This is a genomic window from Kitasatospora sp. NPDC056651, assembly GCF_042792155.1.
Classification (GTDB): domain Bacteria; phylum Actinomycetota; class Actinomycetes; order Streptomycetales; family Streptomycetaceae; genus Kitasatospora.
In genome coordinates this window covers 120,605-137,393 of the sequence record NZ_JBHTWX010000003.1, presented here as the reverse complement: position 1 = coordinate 137,393, position 16,789 = coordinate 120,605, and the positions used below count along the sequence as shown (strand labels likewise).

General features: G+C 75.2%; 21 protein-coding genes and 1 riboswitch. Of the genes, 14 read left to right on the top strand and 7 right to left on the bottom strand.

Annotated features, from left to right (window positions below):
- Positions 1-90: 90 nt before the first annotated feature.
- Positions 91-1,245 (top strand): hypothetical protein, encoded by a 1,155-nt coding sequence (locus ACFRAR_RS03280; protein WP_380694204.1) that lies wholly within the window; start codon positions 91-93, stop codon positions 1,243-1,245.
- Here the strand turns inward: ACFRAR_RS03280 and ACFRAR_RS03275 are convergent.
- From ACFRAR_RS03275 to ACFRAR_RS03260, 4 genes are all read right to left on the bottom strand, one after another.
- Complete coding sequence (locus ACFRAR_RS03275) at positions 1,242-1,688, bottom strand: GNAT family N-acetyltransferase (RefSeq protein WP_380694201.1); 447 nt, start codon at positions 1,686-1,688, stop codon at positions 1,242-1,244. The two genes, ACFRAR_RS03280 and ACFRAR_RS03275, sit on opposite strands and share 4 nt — an antisense overlap.
- Before the next feature lie 36 nt (positions 1,689-1,724).
- The gene (locus ACFRAR_RS03270; protein ID WP_380694198.1) at positions 1,725-2,471 is read right to left on the bottom strand and encodes a hypothetical protein; all 747 of its coding nucleotides are present in this window, start codon (positions 2,469-2,471) and stop codon (positions 1,725-1,727) included.
- An 86-nt stretch (positions 2,472-2,557) separates the two neighbouring features.
- Positions 2,558-3,298, bottom strand: a complete 741-nt coding sequence (locus ACFRAR_RS03265) for a sensor domain-containing protein (protein ID WP_380694196.1) — start codon at positions 3,296-3,298, stop codon at positions 2,558-2,560.
- Positions 3,299-3,462: 164 nt separating this feature from the next.
- Positions 3,463-4,038: a GNAT family N-acetyltransferase gene (locus ACFRAR_RS03260; protein WP_380694194.1), complete on the bottom strand. Its 576-nt coding sequence runs from the start codon at positions 4,036-4,038 to the stop codon at positions 3,463-3,465.
- Between the two features lie 42 nt (positions 4,039-4,080).
- Between ACFRAR_RS03260 and ACFRAR_RS03255 the strand changes: the two genes are divergently transcribed.
- On the top strand, positions 4,081-4,956 hold the full coding sequence (locus ACFRAR_RS03255) for a hypothetical protein (RefSeq protein ID WP_380694191.1): 876 nt from the start codon (positions 4,081-4,083) through the stop codon (positions 4,954-4,956).
- Positions 4,957-5,016: 60 nt separating this feature from the next.
- Here the strand turns inward: ACFRAR_RS03255 and ACFRAR_RS03250 are convergent, their stop codons facing one another.
- The gene (locus ACFRAR_RS03250; RefSeq protein ID WP_380694189.1) at positions 5,017-5,865 is read right to left on the bottom strand and encodes a M23 family metallopeptidase; all 849 of its coding nucleotides are present in this window, start codon (positions 5,863-5,865) and stop codon (positions 5,017-5,019) included.
- Between the two features lie 12 nt (positions 5,866-5,877).
- Positions 5,878-6,036, bottom strand: a riboswitch (cyclic di-AMP (ydaO/yuaA leader).
- A gap of 195 nt (positions 6,037-6,231) precedes the next feature.
- Between ACFRAR_RS03250 and ACFRAR_RS03245 the strand changes: the two genes are divergently transcribed.
- The 10 genes from ACFRAR_RS03245 (at position 6,232) to ACFRAR_RS03200 (ending at position 14,068) form a co-directional block, all read left to right on the top strand.
- Entirely contained in the window at positions 6,232-6,522 is a 291-nt protein-coding gene (locus ACFRAR_RS03245) for a YiaA/YiaB family inner membrane protein (protein WP_380694187.1), read from the top strand.
- 174 nt (positions 6,523-6,696) lie between these two features.
- On the top strand, positions 6,697-7,527 hold the full coding sequence (locus tag ACFRAR_RS03240) for an alpha/beta fold hydrolase (RefSeq protein ID WP_380694185.1): 831 nt from the start codon (positions 6,697-6,699) through the stop codon (positions 7,525-7,527).
- A gap of 53 nt (positions 7,528-7,580) precedes the next feature.
- Positions 7,581-8,147: a TetR/AcrR family transcriptional regulator gene (locus ACFRAR_RS03235; RefSeq protein WP_380694183.1), complete on the top strand. Its 567-nt coding sequence runs from the start codon at positions 7,581-7,583 to the stop codon at positions 8,145-8,147.
- 376 nt (positions 8,148-8,523) lie between these two features.
- Positions 8,524-9,732 (top strand): sensor histidine kinase, encoded by a 1,209-nt coding sequence (locus tag ACFRAR_RS03230; RefSeq protein WP_380694230.1) that lies wholly within the window; start codon positions 8,524-8,526, stop codon positions 9,730-9,732.
- A 45-nt stretch (positions 9,733-9,777) separates the two neighbouring features.
- The gene (locus ACFRAR_RS03225; protein WP_380694181.1) at positions 9,778-10,191 is read left to right on the top strand and encodes a roadblock/LC7 domain-containing protein; all 414 of its coding nucleotides are present in this window, start codon (positions 9,778-9,780) and stop codon (positions 10,189-10,191) included.
- Positions 10,188-10,535, top strand: a complete 348-nt coding sequence (locus ACFRAR_RS03220; protein ID WP_380694179.1) for a DUF742 domain-containing protein — start codon at positions 10,188-10,190, stop codon at positions 10,533-10,535. The genes ACFRAR_RS03225 and ACFRAR_RS03220 overlap by 4 nt, the downstream gene beginning before the upstream one ends.
- The gene (locus ACFRAR_RS03215) at positions 10,513-11,148 is read left to right on the top strand and encodes an ATP/GTP-binding protein (protein ID WP_380694177.1); all 636 of its coding nucleotides are present in this window, start codon (positions 10,513-10,515) and stop codon (positions 11,146-11,148) included. The genes ACFRAR_RS03220 and ACFRAR_RS03215 overlap by 23 nt, the downstream gene beginning before the upstream one ends.
- The gene (locus ACFRAR_RS03210; RefSeq protein WP_380694174.1) at positions 11,145-12,635 is read left to right on the top strand and encodes a cytochrome P450; all 1,491 of its coding nucleotides are present in this window, start codon (positions 11,145-11,147) and stop codon (positions 12,633-12,635) included. The genes ACFRAR_RS03215 and ACFRAR_RS03210 overlap by 4 nt, the downstream gene beginning before the upstream one ends.
- Complete coding sequence (locus ACFRAR_RS03205; RefSeq protein WP_380694172.1) at positions 12,632-13,720, top strand: cytochrome P450; 1,089 nt, start codon at positions 12,632-12,634, stop codon at positions 13,718-13,720. The genes ACFRAR_RS03210 and ACFRAR_RS03205 overlap by 4 nt, the downstream gene beginning before the upstream one ends.
- Positions 13,721-13,807: 87 nt before the next feature.
- Positions 13,808-14,068, top strand: a complete 261-nt coding sequence (locus ACFRAR_RS03200) for a hypothetical protein (protein WP_380694170.1) — start codon at positions 13,808-13,810, stop codon at positions 14,066-14,068.
- An 83-nt stretch (positions 14,069-14,151) separates the two neighbouring features.
- Here ACFRAR_RS03200 and ACFRAR_RS03195 read toward each other — a convergent pair whose 3' ends face one another.
- The gene (locus ACFRAR_RS03195) at positions 14,152-14,976 is read right to left on the bottom strand and encodes an isocitrate lyase/phosphoenolpyruvate mutase family protein (RefSeq protein WP_380694168.1); all 825 of its coding nucleotides are present in this window, start codon (positions 14,974-14,976) and stop codon (positions 14,152-14,154) included.
- Positions 14,973-15,461, bottom strand: coding sequence for a carboxymuconolactone decarboxylase family protein (locus tag ACFRAR_RS03190; RefSeq protein ID WP_380694166.1), 489 nt, complete (start codon positions 15,459-15,461; stop codon positions 14,973-14,975). The genes ACFRAR_RS03195 and ACFRAR_RS03190 overlap by 4 nt, the downstream gene beginning before the upstream one ends.
- A gap of 135 nt (positions 15,462-15,596) precedes the next feature.
- On the opposite strand from ACFRAR_RS03190, the gene ACFRAR_RS03185 reads away from it, so the two are divergent.
- Entirely contained in the window at positions 15,597-16,379 is a 783-nt protein-coding gene (locus ACFRAR_RS03185) for an NRDE family protein (RefSeq protein ID WP_380694163.1), read from the top strand.
- Positions 16,380-16,475: 96 nt separating this feature from the next.
- Positions 16,476-16,700: a hypothetical protein gene (locus ACFRAR_RS03180; RefSeq protein ID WP_380694160.1), complete on the top strand. Its 225-nt coding sequence runs from the start codon at positions 16,476-16,478 to the stop codon at positions 16,698-16,700.
- The last annotated feature ends 89 nt before the right edge of the window (positions 16,701-16,789 follow it).

The window sequence follows — 16,789 nt, the reverse complement described above, 5'->3', positions numbered from 1 at the left end:
TTTCGGGGCGGGGCGTTCTCGTGCCGGCGCCGCGGCGCTAGAGTCGGCGCGGGTTCCGGAACGCAGCGGCGCGGGCACAGGGGGTAGGCGATGGCGGGGGCGCGGCGACCGGGCGGGGGCGGCGGGGCGACGGCCCGGACGGCGCAGTGGGCCGCCACCGGGGTGCTGGCGGGGACGGGACTGCTCGGGCTGCTGCTGTTCGCGCTCGGCCGGGAGCACGCCGGACAGGCGCTCGGCGGCGGACTGGTGGTGGTCGGGGCCTCGATGGTGCTCGGCGGCGCGATGGGATTCCTGTTCGGGGTGCCCCGGGTGCGCGGCGGCGCCGGTGAGCCACAGGGCTCGTACGCGCCGAACACCAATCTGGAGCAGGTCTCGGACTGGCTGACCAAGGTACTGCTGGGCGTCGGACTGACCCAGCTCGGCTCGCTCGGCGAGCGGCTGCACGGCCTCGGGACGGCGCTGGCGCCCGCGCTCGGCGGGGGCGCGGGCACCGCGCCGTTCGCGGCGGCGCTGGTGCTGTACTTCCTGGTCTTCGGCTTCCTGGCCGGCTGGCTGGTGACAAGGCTGGCGCTGCCGCAGGCGCTGACCGAGACCGACCGGGCGCTGGACCTCTTCCTGGCCGGCCAGGACCGTGACCGGCACGGCGACAAGGTGGGTGCGGACGACCTGCGGGTCCGCGCGATGCGCCAGCTCGGACTGCTGGGCGGCAGCGCCGAGCTCCCGGCCGCCCCGGCCGGGCAGCTGCCGTCCGTCGCCGGCCCGCCGGCCGGGCCGGCGGGCGTGGTGGCCGAGGTCCGCTCGACCGCCCGGCGTTCGGCGCTGACCGCCGACCAGGTGCGGGACCTCTTCGCGGACGGCGCCGAGGACCGGCGGATCCAGGCACTCGCGCTGATGCAGGGCGACCCGGCACTGGCGGACCTGCCGAGCGTGCTGGACGCGATCGAGCACCCGCGCTCCGGCTTCGAGCAGTACCACGCGCTGCTCGCCGCCAGGGGACTGCTGTCCCGGCTGCCGGCCGACGGGGAGCGGCGGCTGCGGGACGCGGTGGCGGCGCAGCTGGTCGATCCGCAGGGCATCCCGTACGGGTCGGACCGCAGCTGGCTGGCGGAGAAGATCCTCTCCCGGCTCCCGGCCGCCCCGGTGTCCGCCCGGCCCGCCCAGTCCGCCCAACCCTCCCGGCCCGCGCCGGTGCCCGCCCAGCCGGCCGGTGGCTCCGGGGACTCCGGTGGCTCCGGTGGCTCCTAGACGGTGAAGCGCAGGTCGGGGCGGTCCCAGGTGATCCTCCCGGCGGCGGGGAAGGTGCCGACGCGTTCGGCGCCCACCCGCAGGTAGAAGTGCTCGGCGCGCGGGTGGGAGACCACCCGGACGTCGGCGATCCCGGCGGCGCGGGCCAGCTCCAGCATGTGCCCGATCAGCTCTCGCCCGGTGCCGCGCCCCTGGGCCTCGTCGGCGACGAACATCAGGTCCAGTTCGGCCGGTTCGCGGATCAGGGAGTAGAAGCCGAGCAGCCGGCCGGTGGCCTGGTCGGCGGCGAGGAACACCTCGTGGCGGGCGATGTAGTCGGGCGTCACCCGGTAGCCGTCGATCATCGGGGCGTACTCGCCGTGGTAGGCGGAGGAGGCCTGGATCAGGTCGGTGAGCCGGTCGGCGTCGTTCTCGTCGGCGCGCCGGATCGTCGTCTCGGTCATGCGGGCGAGTATAGGGGTGACCTGCGACAGCGACTATTACATAGCCATCTGGAGGGCGGCCCGGCGGCGACGGTCGGCCGCCCGCAGCACCAGGACCCGGAGGGTGCGGCCGTCCACCGCGCCGGGCAGGCGGCGGACCTCGCTGGCTATCCGGCACTCGCCGAGCGCGTACCGCAGCGGGTCGAGGTGGCCGCAGCGGCGGCCGTACCCGTCGTTCAGCGGCTGGACCCGGACCTCGCCGTCCGCGGAGGTCACCCGGACCAGCTCCACCAGCGCGGCCAACTGGCGCTCCGGACCGAAGACTTCGGGGTAGGCGAAGAGCAGGTGTCCGCTCAGGGTGAGGGCGAACGAGCCGTCCGCGAAGGGCAGCCGGGGCAGCTCGGCGGCCATGTACCGCTGCGGATGGGCGGCCGAGTCGGCGGCGAACAGTCGGCGGGCGCGGTCCCAGCTGCGCAGGTAGCGCTCGGCCCGGTACGGGCGGGGCGAGGGGGAGAGCCGGGGGCGGGCGGCCATCGCGGCGGCCATCGCGGCCCGGGCGGCCAGGGCGCGGTCCGCGACCGTCGGCAGTGGCAGGGCGTACGCCGGGTCGACGGCGACCACCCGGCAGCCCAGCTCGCGCGCCTCGGCGGCCAGTCCGGCCGCACCGCCGGGGCAGTCCAGCAGCGGCCCGGGCAGGGCCGCGAGCTGGGCCCGGGTGAGGCCGAACAGGGCGCAGTACTCGTCCAGCGGGCGGGAGGTGACCAGGATGTCCGGGGGAACGGGGGAAGGGCCGGCGGCGGACACCCGGTCATCCGAACACGCGGCGGCCCCGCCCGCATCCGGAGGGCGTCCGGGGCGCGGGCGGGGCCGAAGGCGGGGAGCCGGAGGGGTCAGCGGCCGAGCAGGCCCCGGGCGGCGACCCGGTTGACGTTGGTCAGGCCGCGGACCAGCTGCACCGTGAGGAGGACCAGCAGCAGCCCGAGGAGCGAGACCCCGGCGATCTGCCAGACCGACTGGATCTCGTACACGTGCCGGATGCCCTCGTCGTCGCGGTAGTCGAACATCCGCAGCCCGTTCCAGGGGGTGTAGGTCCGGTAGACCCAGTGGTACGCGGGGTAGAGCGCCAACACCCAGCCGAGCAGCAGGAACGACAGCGTCACCGCGAAGCTGAACACCGCCCAGGGGAACATCACCACCTGGTACAGCACGGCCTTCCAGCCGGCCGCGTCCGCCAGCCGCGCGGTGACCGAGCCCCAGCCGCCCGGGCGGACCTGGCGCACCGGCTCCGGGCCGGGGACGTCCAGGGACAGCATGCCGCGCACCCGGGCCCGCTCCAGCCGGCCGAAGCCGCGGGCCGTGCTGGTCAGGAAGGCCAGCACGGGCAGGCCGAGGACGGTGACGAAGGTGCCGAGGCCGAAGCAGAACAGGACGACCGAGACGGAGAAGCCGACGATCGCCACCGGCAGGCCGCTGAGCGCGTAGCCGACCTCGCGGTAGTAGTAGGCCGAGAACGGGGCCCGCCACGCGGCCGGCCGGCGCGCCGTCGGGCGGGCTCCGGCCGGGCGCGGGTCGCCCCAGGAGCCGCCCGGGGCCTGCCGGTCCCAGTCCTCCGTGCTGTGGATGCTGCTCATGCTCCCGGCCCCCGACCACTCGTTCTGACGCTCGTTCGTCCCGCTGACGCTGTCCAGTCTGGCGGACGCGCAGGTCGGCGGGGATGCGGAGGCCTGGCGGATCAGGGGTGGGGTTAACCCCCCTCCCCCGCGGCCCCCCTCGGTCCCCCCACCCTCGGTCGCCGTCACCCGACGGCCGAGCCCGGCCACTCGTCGGCGAGCAGCGAGTGGAGGTACGAGTCGGACCAGACCCCGTCCTTGAAGCCGTCGTGCCGCAGCCGCCCCTCCAGCCGGAAGCCCAGCCCGCCGAGCACCTTGGCGGCGGCGGTGTTGTCCACCGCGGTCCGGGCGGTCAGCCGGTGCAGGCCCAGCGGCCCGAAGGCGAAGCCGCAGAGCAGGCCGACGGTCTCGCCCGCGTAGCCGCGGCCCCAGCACTCGCGGGCCAGCACGCAGCCGAGGTCGCCGGCGCGGTGCCCGCCGAGGGTGAGCGAGGCCTGCCCGATCGGCGCCGCGTCCCGCGGGTCCCCGGCGTCGGCGAGCCTGGTGACGGCGAGCCGGTAGGTGTCCCGCTCGTCGGCCAGCGCCTCCTCCAGGTAGAGCTCGACCTGGTCGGCGCAGTCCTCGACCCCGCTCGGCCCGAACGGCAGGTACCGGGTGACCTCCGGGTCGCCGAACAGGGCGTGCAGCGCGGCCACGTCGCCCTCGGTGTGGTGGTACTCGCGGACGGCCAGTCGCGGGCCGGTGAGTCGTACGGGGACCATGGCTGCCGACCCTATCCCCGCCCGGCGGCTACCGTTCGGACTATGAACGACGAAGACCTGCGGCTCGCCCCGCGCACCAAGGCCGCCGACCTGCTCTCCTGGGCGGCCGAGCAGGGCCGCGCGCCGGTGGCCGAGGCGCCGCTGCGCGCGGTGCTGGCGCTGCTGGAGCTGGGCGAGGGCAGGATGCACGACGGCTGGCCCGAACTGACCTCCAACGCCGTGGAGCACCTGCTGTACGAGCGGCTCCACCTGTACGTCCAACCGGACCCCGAGCAGGACCCGCTCGCCTACGGCGACGCCGTCCGGCTGCTGGTCGACCACCAGCGGGCGGCCCGGCGGCTCAACGCCAAGCGCCAGGAGCGACTGCACGCCGAGGCCGAGTGGCAGGGCGAGGTCGCGGCCGGGCTGCTGCGCCGCGCCGATCTGGTGACCTGGCCCCGGCTGTACGCGCTGCTGCTGCACGCGCACGGGGTGGACGTCACGGATCCGGAGGCCGTACGGGACTGGCTGGCCGGCTTCGGCGAGCTGGCGCCGGAGGAGCGGTCGGCCGCGTTCGAGGCGCTGGTGCCGGCCGGCTGGCTGGACGAGCCGGACGAGCAGGGCTGGGGCCCGGGCCGGGTGCTGTCGGTCGGCATGGCCACGGACGGCGCCCGGCGGCTGCTGGAACAGGGCCTGATGCGGCGCAGCTACCGCAACCTGGCCGAGCTGACCGCGCTGGGACGGCCGATGCCGGACGAGCTGGCAGGGGACTTCGACCGGTTCGAGGAGGCGGCGGTCGACGCGGCCCTCGACCTGTTCGGCGAGTGGACGGTGCCGGGGCTGCCGCGGCTGCTGGTGACGGAGTTCCCGGAGCTGGCGCCGGAGCCGGGCCAGGAGGAGATCGAGGCGTACCTGGCGCAGCTGCCCGCCGAGGAGTGAGAGGACGCGCGGAGCCCCCGGGCCGGGGCGTGCGCTCCGGCCCGGGGGCTCCGCGGTGTGTCAGGGGTTGAGGCCGTGCTGCTGGAGCCAGGGCTCCGGGTCGACCGGGGCGCCGCCGCCCGGGCGGACCTCCAGGTGCAGGTGCGGGCCGGTGACGTTGCCGGTCGCGCCGACCTTGCCGATCTGCTGGCCGCCGGTGACCGGGCCGGAGCCCTTGGTGATCGAGGAGAGGTGGCAGTACCAGATCTCGGTGCCGTCGGGCAGCGTCTCGACGATCCGGTAGCCGTAGGAGCCGGCCCAGCCGGCCGAGGTGATGGTGCCCTGGCCGAGCGCGTGGACCGGGGTGCCGGTGTCGGCGGCGAAGTCCAGGCCGGTGTGCAGGTTGGCCCAGTAGCGGGCGCTCTGGCCGTAGTGGGCGGAGAGCCGGTAGTCCGTCACCGGGAGGGTGAGGGCGGCGGCCTTGGCCCGCTCGGCCTCCTCGGCGGCGCGCTTGGCCTCGGCCTCCTTGGCGGCGGCCTTGGCCTCCGCCTCCTGCGCGGCCTGGAGGCGGGCGCTCTCCTCGGCGGCGGTGCGCTGGCTGTCGGCCTGGTGCTGGATGCGGGCGGCGAGGGCGAGGCCGGGGTCGGCGGCGAGCGCGACCGGGGTCTCGTCGGGGGCCTCGATGGCGGGGGCGGAGGCCGGGGTCGCCGAGGCGAAGCCGGTGGCGCCCAGGGTCGCGGCGACGGCGGTGACGCCGAGCAGCGGGGAGGCTCCGCGGGTCTGACGCGGCATCCGGTGGCGGTTGGTCTCGATGTCCGCGGCGAAGGCCTCCGGACCCGAGCCCTCGGGGCCGTCCGCGCCGGGGTGGTCGAGAAGCTGGGTACCGGCCGCGAAGCCGGCCGGGTGTGCCGGGGTGTGCGTCGACGCCACGGGGGCGCGCTCCTTTCCTTCCTTCGCGCCTACCGGGTTAGCTGACGGGTTCGGAGCAGGAAGGTCTCCTACGGCCGGGCCGGAGCCCCGCCGATTCACCCCAAGGAACGTGGTTCCCCGGCTCCCTGGCCTGCCCGGAGGCCGGCCGGCGGGATTAGGCGACGGCGCACGGTGCCGTCTGGTTACGGCGTTGACGACCGCGCTGCGTTATCAAACGTTAATCCTAGGAGGCCCTGATTCCAAGCCATCCGTTTGGAGCAGCTTAGGCCCTGGTGATCGAGCGTCAACGAACGACCCCTCATGCACAGGCCCAACTGAGTACCCCTACTCATGTGCGACCCGCCCCGGCGGCCACATCCTGGCGCCATGAGCGCACCGATGCAGACCCGCACCACGGCCGCCTACCACATCCAGGCCGTCCTCTCCTTCGCCCTGGCGGGCACCGCCCTCGCCATCGGGATCGCCTGCCTGCCGGTCGGCGCGTGGAGCAGGGCGTTCCTCGGGCTCGGCCTCCTCTACACCGTCACCTCCGCGTTCACGCTGGCGAAGGTGATCCGGGACCGCCAGGAGTCCAACGAGATGGTCACCCGGGTCGACCAGGCCAGGCTGGAGAAGCTGCTCAGCGAGCACGACCCGTTCAAGGTGGACGGGGCCTGACACCCCCTCGGGGCCGGACGGCACGGAAGTGCGGCGGCACGGGCAGGACGACGGCGTGGGCAGGACGACAGCGCGGCCGCACGGCGGCTTGACGGCTAAGGCTATTAGCCTTAGCTTTATGGCTATCGGCAGCACCGCCGACGATCCGCACCGGCGGCCCGAGGAGGACCCCCCATGAACGGCACCATCACGCCGAGCACCCAGTACCTGACCGTTCCCGGCGGCCGGATCTCCTTCGACGACACCCGGCAGGGCGACGGCACCCCCGTCGTCCTGCTCCCGGGCATGCTCGACAGCCGGGCCACGTACCGGCACCTGCGCCCGCTGCTCGTCGCCGCCGGCCACCGGGTGATCACCATGGACCTCCGGGGCTTCGGCGAGTCCTCCCTGGTCTGGGACGACTACGGTCCGGCCGCCCTGGCCGGCGACGTCCTCGCCCTGCTCGACCACCTCGGCATCGAGCGCGCCGTCCTCGCGGGGAACTCGTACACCGGGGCGACGGTCGTCAAGGCCGCCGGGGACGCGCCCGAGCGGGTCGCCGGCATCGTGCTGATCGACGCCTTCATCGAGAACCCGCCGCCGGGCGCCCTGATGCGCGGCGCCATGGGCCTGCTGGGCGCCGCCTTCGTCCACTGGCCGGCCGCCTGGGGCTTCTACCTGCGCCGGATGGCCTTCCCCGGCGCCAAGCCCGCCGACTTCGACGCGTACGTGGCCGGGCTGGTCGCCGCGCTGCGCACCCCCGGCCGGAAGACCGCCACCCGCGGGTACGTCCGGGGCGACTCGACGCCGGTCGGCTGGACGGCCGCCGTGCGCTGCCCGGCGCTGGTGGTCATGGGCGGCGCGGACCCCGACTTCCCGAAGCCGGAACTGGTCGCCGACCGGCAGGCCGCCGCCCTGGGCGGCGCGCGGAAGGTGATGATCGAGGGCTCCGGGCACTACCCGATGGCCGACAACCCGGCGGCCACCGCGGACGCCCTGCTGCCGTTCCTCGCCGAGCTCGGCTGAGCCCGGCCCGCCGCCCGCACTTCCCCCGCCCTCCGTACGAAGGACCCGAACCCATGCCCCGCGTAGGACTGACCCCCGACCAGGTCGTCGACCACGCCCTCGCCCTCATCGACGACCAGGGCATCGAGGCCCTCACCCTGGCCTCGGTCGCCGCCCGGGCCGGCGTCGCCACTCCCTCGCTGTACAAGCACGTCAGCGGCGGCCTCGCCGAACTGCGGCGGCTGATCGCCGTCCGGGTCACCGGGGAACTGGCCGACCGGCTGGCCGAGGCGGCGGTCGGCCGCAGCGGGGACGACGCCGTGGCCGCCCTCCTGCGCGCCTACCACGCGTACGCCACCGAGTACCCGCACCGCTACCACGCGCTCCCCCAGGCCCCGCAGCCCGACGACGACCTGACCCGGGCGGCCGGCCGGCTGGTCGGCGTGATCATCGCCGTCCTGCGGGAGTACGGCCTCGACGGCGCCGAGGCGATCCACGCCGCCCGCACCGTCCGCTCCGTCGCCCACGGCTTCGCCTCGCTCGCCACCGCCGGTGCCTTCCAGCTCACCGAGGACCTCAGGACCACCCACGACCGCCTCATCGCCACCCTCACCACCGGTCTGCGCACCTGGCCCGCGTAGCGGGGCCCGGCGGGACGCGCGCAGGGGACGCGGGAGGGGGACGCGGGAAAGGGCGCGCGCAGAGGACGCCGGAAGGGGCGTGCGCAGGGTCGGGTGCGAACCCGGTGCGGGCACCTCCCGCACCGGACGACGCCCCTTGAGAACACCGTGCGCACGAACCCCACACATCCCGGGACGCGATCCGGCCAACCGGCTCGATTCCGACGCTTGCCGCCCGGGCCGGTCGGATCGGTTCGATGCCTCGTCAGGCGGGGGGATCGGGGACGAACGAGTGCCGATTGGCGCCGAATTGACTCGATATTGACGAGATCCGGTCACTTGGCGAGATCCGTTCACACCTTCGTAGGATCATCACCCTAGAATTCGCGGCGTGACGATGACTCAGTGGTCCGTAACGGCAACCGGCGTGCTCGCCGTCCTCGCCCTCGTGGCCGCCGCGCGGTACCGCGCCGTGTCCGTCACCCAGCGCGGCCGCGCCGACCGGCTGCAGCGCGAACTCGCCACCCTCCAGGATCGTCTGGCCACCGAACTCGCCCGCCGCGGCGCCGACCTCGCCGCCGTCCAGCAGGAGCACGAGCACACCGCCTCCACCCAGCGGGCCTTCCTCAGCGTCGCCCGCCGCATCCTGGTGATGGCCCACGACCAGCAGGCGCTGCTGGACGAGATGGAGCGCACCCACGACGACCCGACACTGCTGGAGGGCCTGCTCAAGGCCGACCACGCGGCCGCCCAACAGGCCCGGCTGGCCCAGACCCTGGCCGTGCTGTGCGGCGCGCGGGCCGGCCGGCACTGGCCGGAACCCGTCTCCCTGGAGGACGTGGTCCGCGGCGCCCAGTCGCGCATCCTGCCGTTCCAGCGCGTGGTGGTGCGCAGCCGGATCGAGACCGCGGTGGTCGGTGCCGCGGCCGAGGCGCTGATCCACGCGATCGCCGAGCTGCTGGACAACGCCACCCGCTACTCCCCGCCCAGCACCCAGGTGTTCGTCACCCTGATGCCGGTGCACAACGGCGCCGTCATCGAGATCGACGACGGCGGCGTCGGCATGCCGGAACAGGCCGTCGCCAAGGCCGCCGCCGCGCTGGCCGGGGGCAGCACCCTGGAGGTCTCCCGGCTGGGCGAGGTGCCGCAGTTGGGCCTGGCCGCGGTCGGCCGGCTCGCCGAGCAGTACGGATTCCGGGTCACGCTCAGCTCGGCGCCCTCGCCGTACGGCGGTGTGCGGGTGGTCCTGCTGCTGCCGAACGCGCTGCTCACCGAACCGCTGCCGCCCACCGTCCCCGGCCTCGGGCCGGACGACCGGGCGTTCAGCCCCGACCCCCGGCCGGCCTCTCCCGCCGACCATCCCCTGCTGGAGACCCCGCCGCCCGGCCGGTCCGCCGCCCCCGGCGACACCCCGCCGCCACTGCCCCGCCGCAGCCACCGGCGGGACCGTACCGGCCGCGCCGCCCAGCACGCCGCTCCCCAGCCGCCGCCCGAGCCGCCCTACCGCTCGGCCCGGGACGCGCAGGCGTTCATGGCGATGTTCCAGGCCGGCACCGCCAGCGGTCGATCGGCCGCCCGGACCCAGATCCCGCCCGGCCACCACTGACCGTTCCCCGCTTCCCCCGACTTCCCCAGCGCTCCGGAGATTTCCATGACCACCACCCCTGATCTCGGCTGGCTGCTCGCCGACATCATCGCCGTCCCGCAGGTCCAGCACGCCGTCGTCGTCTCCAACGACGGCCTGGAGATCGGCCGCAGCGGGGACATCGCGCGCGAGGACGCCGAACGGCTGGCCGCCGCCTGCTCCGGGCTCCAGTCGCTGGCCCGCGGCGTCGCGGCGGGCTTCGGCGGGCAGGGCAGCGCCACCCGCCAGATCATCATCGAGTACGGCGGCGGCTACCTCTTCGTGGTCGCGGCCGGGGCCGGCGCGCACCTGGCCGTGGTGGCCGGCGAGGCGGTGGACGCGGGCCTGGTCGCGTACCAGATGCAGGTCCTGGTCGAGCGGATCGGCACCCACCTCACCAGCCCGCCGCGCGTCGACCACGCGTCGGGGGGCCACCGGTGAGCGGCCCGGTCCGGCCGTACGTCATCACCGGTGGGCGCAGCCGCCCCACCCGGGCCGAACTGGCCGTCGAGAGCCTGGTCAGCGCGTTACCCGGGCCCGTGGAGCTGCCCGAGCACCCGCTGCTGAACCGGGAGCACCGGCGCATCCTCGGCCTCTGTCACAGTCTGCTGTCCATCGCCGAGGTGGCGGCCCACCTGGGGTTGCCGCTCGGCGTGGTCAAGGTGCTGGTCGGGGACCTGTGGGACCTCGGCGCCGTGCAGGTGCTCCCGCCCGTTCCGCAGGCCGAACGCCTGCCCGCAACCCTCCTGGAAGAGGTGCTCGTTGGCCTCCGCCAACTCCGCTGAAGCCGTCCCCGGGGCCTCCGGGTCCGCCGAGGGACCGCAGTACCTGCCCTCCTCGGTGCAGGGCGCCGTCAAGATCCTGGTCACCGGTCCGTTCGGGGTGGGCAAGACCACCCTGGTCGGCTCGCTCAGCGAGATCACCCCGCTGCGCACCGAGGAGACCATGACCGCCGCCAGCAGCGGCGTCGACGACCTCACCGGGCGCCCCGGCAAGACGACCACCACGGTGGCCCTGGACTTCGGCCGGATCACGCTCAACTCCCGGCTCGCGCTGTACCTGTTCGGCACGCCCGGACAGCAGCGGTTCTGGCCGCTGTGGGACGACCTGTCGCGCGGTGCGCTCGGCGCCATCGCCATGGTCGACCTGCGCCGCCCGGACGAGAGCTTCGACGTGCTCGGCCGGCTGGAGGAGCAGCGCATCCCGTTCGCGGTGGCCGTCAACACCTTCCCGGACACACCGAGTTACCCGGAGGAGGAGCTGCGGTCGGCGCTGGACCTGCTACCGGAGGTGCCGATCCTGTTCTGCGACGCCCGGGACCGCCGGCAGTCGTACGACCTGCTGATCGACTTCGTGGACCACCTGCACCGCAGCTCGATCCTGGAGCTCCAGGGATGACCGCCCCCGAACCCCCCGGCGCACCCGGCGCCCCCGGTGCCCCCGGCGCGTCCGGGTGCCCCGTCGCCCACGGCGGCGGCCTGCCCGGCGGGCTGCCCGTCGGCGTGCCGCTGACCCCGCTGTACGGCCCGGCCCTCGCCGAGGACCCGCACGGCCTGTACGCCCGGCTGCGCGAGCGCTACGGACCGGTCGCGCCGATCGAGCTGGAGCCCGGGGTCGAGGCCTGGCTCGTCCTCGGCTACGGCGAGCTGCTCGAACTCACCCGCAACGAGGCGCTGTTCTCCAAGGACTCGCGCCGCTGGCGGGTGCCCGCCGAGGGCCGACTGGCCGCCGACTCCCGGCTGCTGCCGATGACCTCCTGGCGGCCCACCCTGCTCAACCTGGACGGCGCCGAGCACCAGCGGCTGCGCGCCGCCGTGTCGGACACCCTCGCCCGGATCGACCACCGCCAGCTGCGCGGGACCACCGAGGCCGCGGCGAACGGGCTGATCGACGGCTGGGGCCCGGACGGCACCGCCGACCTGGTCGCCCAGTACGCGGAGCGGCTGCCGCTGCTGGTCTTCACCCAGCTGCTCGGCCTGTCCGCCGACGCCGGCCCGTACCTGATCCGGCTGATCAACGACATCTCCGACAGCGGCGCCGAGTCGGTGCGCGCCAACGAGGAGTTCCACGCGATCGTGGTCGACCTGGTGCGGCGCCGCCGGGCCGAGCCCAGCGCCGACCTCACCTCCTGGCTGCTGGCCCACCCGGCCGCGCTGACCGACGAGGAGGCGGTGCACCAGCTGGTGGTGATGATGGTCGCCGGGAACGAGACCACCATCGGCTGGACCGGCAACACGCTGCGGCTGCTGCTCACCGACCGCCGCTTCCGGGCCACCCTCACCGGCGGGCGGCTGACCGTGGCCGACGCGCTGGAGGAGGTGCTCTGGCGCGATCCGCCGACGCAGAACTTCCCCGGCCGCTGGGCCACCGGCGACACCGTGCTCGGCGGCCAGTACATCAGCCGGGGCGACCTGCTCGTCCTCGGCCTGGCCGCGGCCAACGCCGACCCGGCCGCGCAGGGCGTCTCGGCCGCCGCGCAGGGCTCGCTCGGCGGCAACCGGGCGCACCTCGCCTGGGGCGCCGGCAAGCACGTCTGCCCGGCCCAGCACCCCGCCCGGATCATCGTCGAGACCGCCGTCGAGACCCTGCTCCACCGCCTTCCCGACCTTCAACTCGCCGTGCCTGCCAGTGAGTTGACCTGGCGGCAATCGCCGTGGGCGCGGGCCCTGACCGCCCTTCCGGTGCTCTACAGCGCGTTCACCCCGCCCCGCCCGCCAGCCCCCGAGAGGCCCGCATGGACACCGCCACCGGCTCCGGAAACCGCGCCGAACCCATCAGACTCGACCCCTTCGGCCGCGACCAGCACGGCGAGAACGCCCGGCTCCGGGCGGCCGGCCCCGCGGTCCTGGTGGAGCTCCCTGGCGGGGTGGTGGTCTGGGCGGTGACCCACCACGACACCCTCCAGTCGCTGCTGGCCGACCCCCGGGTCGGCAAGGACGCCCGGCTCTGGAACGCCTTCCGGGAGGGACGGCTGCCGGAGGGCTGGCCGCTGCTCAGCTTCGTGACCGTCCCCGGCATGATCACCGCCGACGGCGAGGACCACCGGCGGCTGCGCGGACTGGTCTCGCAGGCCTTCACCCCGCGCCGGATCGCCGCGCTGGCGCCCGCGGTCGAGGCCCGGACGATCGCGCTGCTGGACGGGATCGCCACGCTGGAGGGCGAGTTCGACCTGCGCCGGCACTTCGCCTACCCGCTGCCGATGCAGGTGATCGGCGAGCTGCTCGGCCTGGCCGTGGAGCAGCAGGACGAGCTGCACGAACTGTCCGACACCCTGGTCTCCAGCGCGGCCACCCCGGCCGAGGCGCTGGCCGCACAGCGGGCCCTGAACGAGCTGCTGGCCTCGGTGGTGGCCGCCAAGCGGGCCGAGCCCGGCGACGACCTGACCAGTGACCTGATCGCCGTCCGCGAGGCGGGCCAGCCCGGCGAACGGCAGCGGCTCAGCGAGGCCGAGCTGGTCGGCACCCTGCTGCTGATGCTGGTCGCCGGGCACGAGACCACGCTCAACCTGATCACCAACGCCGTCCGCGCCCTGCTCACCCACCCGGAGCAGCTGCGGCTGGTGCTGGACGGGGAGCAGCCGTGGTCGGCGGTGGTCGAGGAGACGCTGCGCTACGACTCCCCGGTTGGGCAGTTCCCGCTGCGCTACGCGGTCGAGGACATAGCCGTCGGCGACGTGGTGATCCGGCGCGGCGAGGCGCTGCTGGCCTCCTACGCGGCGGCCGGACGGGACGGCGGGCACTACCCCGACGCGGACCGCTTCGACCTCGCCCGGCAGCCCGCCAGGCACCTGTCGCTCGGCCACGGCCCGCACTTCTGCCTCGGCTCCGGGCTCGCCCGGCTGGAGGCCGAGACGGCGCTGCGGCACCTGTTCGCCCGCTTCCCCGGGCTGGCCCTGGCGCAGGGGCGGACGAACGAGCCGATCGCGTCGTTCACCGGCAACAGCCTGCGCACCCTGTGGGTGACGGTCTGAGCTTGCGCGGGTGAAGGTCCGAGCTTGCGCGGGTGACGGTCGGGTCCTGCCGGTTACCTGAGGGCGGTCCGGGTCGTTCGGCAGGGCATGAAGAAACTCGCCACCCTGGCAGCCCTCACCATGGCCGGCCTCGCCCTCGCCGTCCCGGCGGCCTCCGCCACCACCCAGACCGCCTCCTCGCCGGACGTCACCGGCGGGCTCACCGACGGGCTCACCCTCTCCCCGGCCGACCTCGCGCTGCGGACCGCCGGCAAGCTCCCGGTGGTCGGGAAGGCCGCCAACGAGATCGAGGCGATCGGGGACAACCAGATGGAGCACCCGGGGCTCAGCGGACACGTCCTGAACTGACCGGCCCGATCCGGTGCCCGGCCCGTGGGCAGCCGACCGACCCCCGAACGGCCGGCCGCCCGCGGCGCCGCGGCGCGCGGAACTCAGCCGGCGGACAGCCGGTTGAGTTCCGGGTAGCCCAACCCGTCGGCGAGAGCGGTGTAGGTGCCGCTCCCGTACACCTCCTCGGCGGCCCGGCGGACCGCCGCGTACGCCACCTCGGCCAGCCCCGGGCCCAGGCTGATCCGGGCCACCCCCAGCTTCGCCAGCTCGGCGACCGGCGGGGCGGCCGGGCCGGCCAGCACGTTCAGCGGGGCGGGGACGGCCTCGACCAGGGCGGCGATGGTCTCCGGGTCGGACACCCCGGGGACGAACACCCCGTCCGCGCCCGCCGCCAGGTACGCCCGCAGCCGGTGGACGGCGTCGTCCAGGCGACCCTCCGGCTCGCCGATCCCGCGCAGGAAGACATCGGTGCGCGCGTTGACGAAGAGCGGCACCCCGGCCGCGTCCGCCGCCGCCCGGGCGGCGGCGATCCGCTCGGCGGCCTCCGCCGGCGGGCGGCCCTCGTCCTCCAGGTTCACCCCGACGGCGCCGGTGGCGAGCAGCGCGGTGACCGTCTCGCCGACCCCGGCGGCGGTGGCCGCGTAGCCGCTCTCCAGGTCCGCGGTGACCGGCAGGCCGACCGCCCGGACGACCTGGGCGGTCCGGGCCAGCACCTGCTCCCGGTCGGCGCCGCCGCCGTCCGCGGCGCCGAGCGACCAGGAGACGCTCGCGCTGGCCGTCGCCACCGCCCGCGCCCCGGCTCCGGCCACCAGCCGGGCGCTCGGCACGTCCCAGGCGTTCGCCAGGACCAGCGGCTCGCCCGGGCGGTGCAGCTCGCGCAGCAGCCGGGCCCTCTCCCGCTGGACGATCGGGTCGACGGTGCTCACTTCGCCGCCGGGCTCATCCGGGTGGAGATGCTGAGCCGGTTCCAGACGTTGATCGTGGCGATCACCGCGATCAGCTGGGCCAGCTCGGTCTCGTCGAACCGGGCGGCGGCCTCCGCGAAGACGGCGTCCGGCACGTGGCCCTCGGTCACCAGGGTGATCGACTCGGTGAGGGCCAGGGCGGCGCGCTCGCGGGCGGTGAACCACGGGGTCTCGCGCCAGGCCGGGAGGGAGAGCAGGCGGTGGTCCTGCTCGCCGTGCTGGTGGCCCTCGGTGGAGTGCATGTCGATGCAGTAGGCGCAGCCGTTGATCATCGAGGCGTGCACCTTGACCAGGTGGGTGAGCCGCGGGTCGAGGCCCTGCCGGGAGGCCCGCTCCACGGCGATCATCGCCTGGTAGTACTCGGGTGCGAGCTTGAACATCTCCAGTCGCTGCTCGGGGGCGGGCACCGGGGCCCCGTTCGTACCGGCGGTCTCGTTCGTCGTCATGCCGCCAGCGTAGGAGCGCGGTGGCCTGCCGTCCTGGTGCGTTCGGCCACGTGGTTCCTGGGCCACTTCCGGGGTGCGAACGGCCGTGCGAGGATCACGGACAGGAGACCGCGGACGGGGTCAGGGGGCAGCGAGGTGTGTACGGCGTTCGTCAGCATCGAGCCGGGAGCGGCGGTTCCGGTCCTGCTGCTGTCCGTGCGGGACGAGTACCTGGGCCGTGCCTGGCTGCCGCCGGACCACCACTGGCCGGACCGGCCCGAACTGCTCGGCGGACTGGACCTCGCGGCCGGCGGCACCTGGCTGGCCGTCGACCCGGGCCGGCGCACCGCCGCCTGCCTGCTGAACGGCTTCGGCCCGCTCGCCCCCGCCGACGCCCGGCTCACCCGCGGCCGGCTTCCGCTCACCGCCGTCCGGGAGGGCGGCATCGGCCACCTCGACCTCGGCCCGTACGACCCGTTCCACCTCGTCCTGGTCCGGGCCGACGGCGCCCGGGTGTCCAGCTGGGACGGCGGGCGGCCGGAGGAGCGCGAACTGCCGGCCGGGCTGAGCGTGGTGCTCAACGACGGGCTGGAGGGCCTGGCCGCCGGGCGGACCGCCTCCGAGCGGATCCGCGCGCTGATGGCCGCGCGCGCCGCCCGCTTCCGGGCCCGCTTCGCCACCGAGCCCCGGCCCGAGCCGACCGGCGCCGCGCCCGCCGCGGCGGCCTGGGGCGGGTGGCTGCCGATCGTCACCGGGGACGGGCTGGCGCTGGACGCGGACGCCGCGCTGGTCCAGCGGCGGGACTTCGGCGACGGGCGGATCTGGGGCTCCTCGTCGATCTCGCTGCTGGCGTTCGGGCCGGACCTGGTGCGCTACGACTTCTCACCCGCGCCGGCCGCCGCGGACGGGACGGGGTGGCGCCGGATCGCGGTGGACTGACCTCCGCGGGCCCGGCCCCGGTCGCGGAAAAGGGCTTGCACCTGACGCTGCGGGAGGCGGCATCGTGGCGCGGGTCGAGCCCGAAGGAGACCCGCCATGGACCGCCCGGACCATCCGGACCGCCCGGACCGCCCCCGTCGCCTGCTTCCCCTGATGACCGTCGCCCTGCCGCTGGTGGGCACGCCCGCCGCGGTGACCGCCGTCGCCCTGTTCGGCGACGCCGCGCACCGGGCCGTCCCGTCGGCCACCGTCCTGGCCGCCGCGGCGACGGCCCTGCTCGGGCACCTCTGCCCCAATGTCCTTCAGCCGTACGGTCGGTGAACTTCTGACGGCGAGGTCGGCCGGGGTTGGCGAACGTCTACATGTGCGTAGTAGCTTCGCGGGGGCCCCGGATCCGGCCGGCCACCGAC

Coding starts and splice junctions, on each gene's coding strand:
- ACFRAR_RS03280 (WP_380694204.1), top strand. CDS start 91: ATGGCGGGGGCGCGGCGACCGGGCGGGGGCGGCGGGGCGACGGCCCGG.
- ACFRAR_RS03275 (WP_380694201.1), bottom strand. CDS start 1,688: ATGACCGAGACGACGATCCGGCGCGCCGACGAGAACGACGCCGACCGG.
- ACFRAR_RS03265 (WP_380694196.1), bottom strand. CDS start 3,298: ATGAGCAGCATCCACAGCACGGAGGACTGGGACCGGCAGGCCCCGGGC.
- ACFRAR_RS03260 (WP_380694194.1), bottom strand. CDS start 4,038: ATGGTCCCCGTACGACTCACCGGCCCGCGACTGGCCGTCCGCGAGTAC.
- ACFRAR_RS03255 (WP_380694191.1), top strand. CDS start 4,081: ATGAACGACGAAGACCTGCGGCTCGCCCCGCGCACCAAGGCCGCCGAC.
- ACFRAR_RS03245 (WP_380694187.1), top strand. CDS start 6,232: ATGAGCGCACCGATGCAGACCCGCACCACGGCCGCCTACCACATCCAG.
- ACFRAR_RS03240 (WP_380694185.1), top strand. CDS start 6,697: ATGAACGGCACCATCACGCCGAGCACCCAGTACCTGACCGTTCCCGGC.
- ACFRAR_RS03235 (WP_380694183.1), top strand. CDS start 7,581: ATGCCCCGCGTAGGACTGACCCCCGACCAGGTCGTCGACCACGCCCTC.
- ACFRAR_RS03230 (WP_380694230.1), top strand. CDS start 8,524: ATGACTCAGTGGTCCGTAACGGCAACCGGCGTGCTCGCCGTCCTCGCC.
- ACFRAR_RS03225 (WP_380694181.1), top strand. CDS start 9,778: ATGACCACCACCCCTGATCTCGGCTGGCTGCTCGCCGACATCATCGCC.
- ACFRAR_RS03210 (WP_380694174.1), top strand. CDS start 11,145: ATGACCGCCCCCGAACCCCCCGGCGCACCCGGCGCCCCCGGTGCCCCC.
- ACFRAR_RS03200 (WP_380694170.1), top strand. CDS start 13,808: ATGAAGAAACTCGCCACCCTGGCAGCCCTCACCATGGCCGGCCTCGCC.
- ACFRAR_RS03190 (WP_380694166.1), bottom strand. CDS start 15,461: ATGACGACGAACGAGACCGCCGGTACGAACGGGGCCCCGGTGCCCGCC.
- ACFRAR_RS03180 (WP_380694160.1), top strand. CDS start 16,476: ATGGACCGCCCGGACCATCCGGACCGCCCGGACCGCCCCCGTCGCCTG.